The organism is Metabacillus fastidiosus NBRC 101226 (assembly GCF_001591625.1).
Lineage (GTDB): Bacteria > Bacillota > Bacilli > Bacillales > Bacillaceae > Metabacillus > Metabacillus fastidiosus.
In genome coordinates this window covers 1-5,967 of sequence record NZ_BCVG01000162.1, presented here as the reverse complement: position 1 = coordinate 5,967, position 5,967 = coordinate 1, and the positions used below count along the sequence as shown (strand labels likewise).

The following is a 5,967-nucleotide window of genomic DNA, read 5'->3' as shown; positions in this document are numbered from 1 at the left end:
GATGGAAGTTTCACTTTATTACTTTATATGTAGCATCCCCTCCATGGATTTGTTGAAACATTTTTGTTAATGATGATACTAATTTATTTGCTTCTTTGACTTCCATGGATGGTTTTAAATAAATAAGCTGGAGCGCATCTGAAGTTTTTGTTGTTACAGCAGTTCGTTGTGAGTCAACATACGGACTACCGAAAGCTCCTTTTTTATCCTGGGAGATTAGCTTGTTTTTTAAACTTACTTTTCGCCCATTGACCGCTAAGTAATGATCTAATTCGTTTCCTAATGTTAATTCAACAGGACCGTTTATAAGAGAAAGATCATAAATACCTAAAGGGATTTTATATTGTAAGGAAAAGAAATTATTAAGGTCAACAGCGGAATGAATATAATTTATGTATTGCTGTTTTTGTACTCTGCGAAGTAAAGCTTCATTCGACGGCCGATATCGGTTTGGATCTGTGCCAATCTGTTTAAAAACATGGCGCCACTCGCTTATACCAGGAACAGTTTTAATATCTTGATCTACATAGTCAAAAAATAATAATTCTTGAAACATACGGAGTCGGCCTTTTAACATTTGGGGTGATTCTGAAATGTTAATATCATTATAAATCGCAACTCCAATTTTAAAATTAGGAATAATATTTTTAAGTGTATTTGAAACTGTAACTTCCATTATTTTAGTCCTCCACAATTTGCTTTATATATTCTACCATAGAAAATAAACGATATAGAAGGGAGTGAAGGGCTTGGATTATTTACAGCTAAAAAAGGAAGTAATCGAGCATAGTAAGAAAATTGGAATTGATAAAATTGGATTTACAACTGCCGATCCATTTACACAATTAAAAGAACGTCTAATTACACAGCAGCAGCTTGGATATCAATCAGGTTTTGAAGAACCTGATATTGAGAAGCGGATAAATCCCGAACTGCTTTTACCAAAGGCGCAATCTATTATATCCATTGCCCTTGCATATCCTTCAAAAATGAAAAATGCACCTCGAAGTACAAAGGATGAGCGGCGAGGAATATTTGCCCGGGCTTCCTGGGGGAAAGATTATCATGATGTTGTCAGGGATCGATTAAAGAAGCTGGAAGCGTTTATTATAGAAAAGGTGCCAGAGGTGAAAGTGAAGTCAATGGTTGATACTGGAGAGCTTTCAGATCGTGCTGTTGCCGAGAGAGCAGGGATTGGCTGGAGCGGGAAAAACTGTGCGATTATTACACCTGAATTCGGTTCCTATGTATATTTAGGTGATCTTATTTCAAACATACCTTTTCCCCCTGATACACCGATTGAAGACCAGTGTGGAAGCTGTACGAAATGTCTTGATGTTTGTCCGACAGGGGCATTAGTGCAAGGCGGACAGCTTGATTCGACGAAATGCATCGCCTTTTTAACACAGACAAAAGGCTTTTTACCTGAACAGTATCGTACAAAAATCGGTAATCGGCTTTATGGTTGTGATACTTGTCAAACAGTTTGCCCTATTAATAAGGGAAAAGACTTTCATTTTCATGAGGAAATGGAGCCGGATCCGGAGATCGCGAAGCCGAAGCTTAAGCCGCTTTTGACGATAAACAATCGAGATTTCAAAGAGAAATTTGGCTATGTTTCCGGTTCATGGAGAGGAAAAAAACCGATCCAAAGAAATGCTATTCTTGCTCTTGCGCATTATAAAGATGAGACAGCTATTCCAGATTTAATTGCTTTAATGCATACAGATCCGCGACCGGTTATTCGAGGGACTGCTGCGTGGGCAATTGGTAAGATTGGTCATAAAGAGTCAATAGCTGAACTGGAAAAGGCATTAAATAAAGAAAAAGATGAAGAAGTAATGGAAGAGATTCATAAAGGTTTGCAATTTTTAAATGATTAATACTTTTTAGTTTGTCCGCAATCATAGTGTTTATTAAGCAATAAACAATGGTGGTGGATAATATGAAGAAAATATTAATGGAGCTTTATAATAAAAAATTACAGGCACTTATTAATTTGGATCAAAGAGATGAACTGGAAGATGAGTTAGAAAGAAAAATAAAATTGAATGAAAAGCGGAACACTGAAATTGTAAAGGGAAACGTAAAAGTCTATATTGAAAAAATAAATGAGAGCGAGTCGGGACAAGAGGAAGTTCTCCACCAGTGTCATTATAAATTTTTAATAAAGCAAAAGGATCAATTTTATTTAGAAGAAATAGTGGAAGATCGCAAAGCAGTTATATGGAATAATGAGTTAATCGGAGATTGTGTAACCAATTTTGCTAAAATAGCTGCACAAAGTCCTCACTCTTTGGATGATTACTATGTGAGACAAGAATTTCAGTATGACCGGTTAGCGGCAGTCCAGTATGCGGAACGATGGTGGAATAGTCATAATCCGAATTACAAAAACTTTGAGGTGAATTGCACCAATTTTATATCCCAATGCTTACATGCAGGGGGAGCTCCAATGAGAGGCTATCCAAATCGTTCGGGAGGATGGTGGATGCAGCAAAATAATTGGAGCTACAGCTGGTCTGTAGCAAATGCGCTGACTAATTTTTTAAGTATATCAAAAACCGGGTTAAGAGCACAAAGAGTATATGCAGCAGAAGAGTTACAGCCTGGCGATGTTATTTGCTATGACTTTCAGGGAGATGGAAGATTTGATCATACGACGATTGTTGTTGCAAAGGATCAAAATAATATGCCGCTTGTAAATGCACAAACATATAACAGCCGGATGAGATATTGGTCGTATGTTGATTCCACTGCGTATACTCCACAAATTAAATATAAATTTTTTCGTATTATAGATGATACGAGATGAAAAGAACAATGGTATAATATTTTCTAGTTACAAATAGATGAGGTGAAGAAAGTGGCTTTACATGTTGTATTATATCAACCAGAAATTCCAGCGAATACGGGAAATATAGCGAGAACTTGTGCTGCAACGAACACGACATTGCATTTAATTCGACCACTCGGATTTTCAACAGATGATAAAATGTTAAAACGTGCAGGTCTGGACTATTGGGAATTCGTGAATGTTGTTTATTATGATTCATTAGATGAATTATTTGAAAAAAATAAAGAAGCGGAATTTTTCTTCGTAACTAAATTCGGTAAGAAGCCGCATACAAGCTTTGATTACAGTAATACGAATAAAGACTTTTTCTTCGTATTTGGCCGTGAAACGAACGGATTGCCAAAAGAGGTTATTGAAGCGAATATGGAAAAATGTTTACGTCTGCCAATGACAGAAAATGTTCGTGCATTAAATCTATCTAATACGGCAGCAATTCTTATTTATGAAGCATTAAGACAACAGAATTATCCAGGCTTGGCATAAAAAGAGGCACCCATTGGGCTGCCTCTTTTTATTTATTGATTCCAGGTTTATCATCGTATCCAGCAGCAAAAATTGCAGCTAAGAATGCAACACTAACACCTAAGATTAATGCAAAATCTATTCCCATAGTTAATTCCTCCCTATCCGTTGTTATAAACAATAAAAAGCTTTATATAGCTAGCTTTATTATAGCCTAAATAAAAATATATGTGAATGAGATAAATAGGATTATTCTAGATAAAGTTGAAAATATTGGTCTGTATAAATCTTCTCTTTTAATTTCTGCCTTTCCTTCATAATTGTTAGAATGTTAGGGGACATCCATGCATACAGTGTATTAATCATGCTAAAAGATCTGATCCAACGATGAAGGAGGTCCTTATGGATATTTTAAAAAAGATTGAAAAGTATAGAGAAGATGAACAGCGTTTGAAGTGGGAAGGTACCTTCGTAGAGTATATGGAAATTTTAAAGGAAAAACCGTGGGTGGCACAATCTGCGCATTCGCGAGTTTACAATATGATTAGGGATGCTGGAATTGAAGATGTAGATGGGAAGAGGAAATATAAGTTTTTTGATCACCAGTTATATGGACTTGAGGATGCACTTGAAAGATTAGTCGAAGAGTATTTTCATCCATCTGCTAAACGATTAGATGTAAGGAAAAGAATTTTACTCTTAATGGGACCAGTCAGTGGTGGTAAATCAACTTTAGTTACGATGTTAAAGCGGGGGTTAGAAGCCTATTCACTGACAGATCGAGGTGCAGTATTCGCGATAAAAGGCTGCCCGATGCATGAGGATCCATTACATCTTATTCCGCATCATTTACGGGACGATTTTTATAAACAATATGGTGTTCGAATTGAGGGTAATTTGTCACCGTTAAATGTAATGAGGCTTGAACAGGAATATGGAGGCAGAATCGAAGATGTTATCGTTGAAAGGGTATTTTTCTCTGAAGATAAACGTGTTGGAATTGGAACATTCAGTCCATCTGATCCTAAATCTCAAGACATTGCGGATTTAACAGGAAGCATTGATTTCTCCACGATTGCTGAATATGGATCAGAATCAGATCCTCGTGCATATAGATTTGATGGTGAATTAAATAAAGCAAATCGCGGGATGATGGAGTTCCAGGAGATGCTGAAATGTGATGAGAAGTTTTTATGGCATCTATTATCGCTGACACAGGAAGGGAATTTTAAAGCAGGACGATTTGCACTTATTTCTGCTGATGAGCTAATTGTCGCTCATACGAATGAAACGGAGTACCGCTCTTTCATTTCTAATAAGAAAAATGAGGCACTCCATTCCAGAATTATTGTTATGCCGATCCCATATAACTTAAAAGTAACAGAAGAAGAAAGAATTTATGAAAAAATGATTCGTGAAAGTGATGTTGCAGATGTTCATATTGCCCCGCATACTTTAAAGGTAGCTGCAATGTTTACCATTCTGACACGCTTGAAAGAAACGAAGCGCGGTGATATCGATATTGTAAAGAAAATGCGTCTTTATGACGGGGAAAGTGTCGAAGGATATAACTCCGTGGACGTTGCTGAGATGCAAAAAGAATTTAATGATGAAGGAATGAGTGGAATTGATCCGCGTTATGTCATTAACAGAATTTCTTCCACTATCATTCGTAAGGAAACACCGTCCATTAATGCTCTTGATGTATTAAGATCATTAAAAGAAGGACTTGATCAGCATGCGTCAATTTCAAGCGAGGATCGTGAACGTTACTTAAACTTCATTTCAATCGCAAGAAAACAATATGATGACATTGCGAAGAAAGAAGTTCAAAAAGCATTTGTCTATTCGTATGAGGAGTCTGCGAAAACATTGCTAGATAACTATTTAGATAATGTGGAAGCATACTGCAATAAAAATAAACTCCGCGATCCGCTTACAGGGGAAGAAATGAATCCAGATGAAAAGTTGATGCGCTCCATTGAGGAACAGATCGGTATTTCTGAAAATGCGAAGAGAGCTTTCCGTGAAGAAATTTTAATTCGGATTTCCGCATATGCGAGAAAAGGGAAGCGTTTTGACTATAATTCACATGAACGCCTCCGTGAAGCAATTCAAAAGAAACTGTTCGCAGACTTAAAAGACGTCGTAAAAATTACAACATCTTCAAAAACACCGGATGAACAGCAGTTAAAGAAAATAAATGAAGTGGTCGCAAGATTAATTGATGAGCATGGATATAATTCAGTTTCTGCAAATGATTTATTGCGCTATGTAGGAAGTTTGCTAAACAGATAAAGAAAAAAGCACTAAGGAGAATTTTCCTTAGTGCTTTTTAAAATGCAGTTGTAAAACCTCTCGTTTCACATGCTTCTCTTGGCTTATGGACTTTTATCGCTCTTTCTGAAACGATCCGGTAATTGAAATTTCGTCCAAATAATTGGATAGAAATCATTCCAGTCGTACAATTTAAATGGAAGTCGAGCACGTAGCCTCTTCCTAATATGCCTTCATTCGTTTGGTCAAGCTCAGTAAAATTAATCGGCTCGCCTGTAAACTTTTCATAGGGTGGTTCATATCCGCCTTTTGTTTTGTCAAAATTACTAAGGTCGGTCGTTACCCCGATTATAAAGTGAAACTTCTATCAG

At 36.6% G+C, this 5,967-nt stretch carries 6 protein-coding genes; 4 read left to right on the top strand and 2 right to left on the bottom strand.

Annotation, left to right across the window (positions count from 1 at the left end):
• Positions 1–10: 10 nt before the first annotated feature.
• Positions 11–676: a B3/B4 domain-containing protein gene (locus BFA01S_RS20550; protein ID WP_066235350.1), complete on the bottom strand. Its 666-nt coding sequence runs from the start codon at positions 674–676 to the stop codon at positions 11–13.
• A 73-nt stretch (positions 677–749) separates the two neighbouring features.
• Between BFA01S_RS20550 and queG the strand changes: the two genes are divergently transcribed.
• From queG to BFA01S_RS20530, 4 genes are all read left to right on the top strand, one after another.
• The gene (queG, locus tag BFA01S_RS20545) at positions 750–1,883 is read left to right on the top strand and encodes a tRNA epoxyqueuosine(34) reductase QueG (protein WP_066235348.1); all 1,134 of its coding nucleotides are present in this window, start codon (positions 750–752) and stop codon (positions 1,881–1,883) included.
• Positions 1,884–1,945: 62 nt separating this feature from the next.
• Positions 1,946–2,815 carry an amidase domain-containing protein gene (locus BFA01S_RS20540; protein WP_066235346.1) on the top strand — a complete coding sequence of 290 codons (870 nt, stop codon included), beginning with the start codon at positions 1,946–1,948 and terminating at the stop codon, positions 2,813–2,815.
• A gap of 42 nt (positions 2,816–2,857) precedes the next feature.
• The gene (gene trmL / locus BFA01S_RS20535; protein WP_156483995.1) at positions 2,858–3,340 is read left to right on the top strand and encodes a tRNA (uridine(34)/cytosine(34)/5-carboxymethylaminomethyluridine(34)-2'-O)-methyltransferase TrmL; all 483 of its coding nucleotides are present in this window, start codon (positions 2,858–2,860) and stop codon (positions 3,338–3,340) included.
• Between the two features lie 381 nt (positions 3,341–3,721).
• On the top strand, positions 3,722–5,617 hold the full coding sequence (locus tag BFA01S_RS20530) for a PrkA family serine protein kinase (protein WP_066235342.1): 1,896 nt from the start codon (positions 3,722–3,724) through the stop codon (positions 5,615–5,617).
• Positions 5,618–5,654: 37 nt separating this feature from the next.
• On the opposite strand, the gene BFA01S_RS22660 is transcribed toward BFA01S_RS20530, so the two are convergent.
• Positions 5,655–5,807 carry a hypothetical protein gene (locus BFA01S_RS22660; protein WP_156483985.1) on the bottom strand — a complete coding sequence of 51 codons (153 nt, stop codon included), beginning with the start codon at positions 5,805–5,807 and terminating at the stop codon, positions 5,655–5,657.
• Positions 5,808–5,967: the final 160 nt, after the last annotated feature.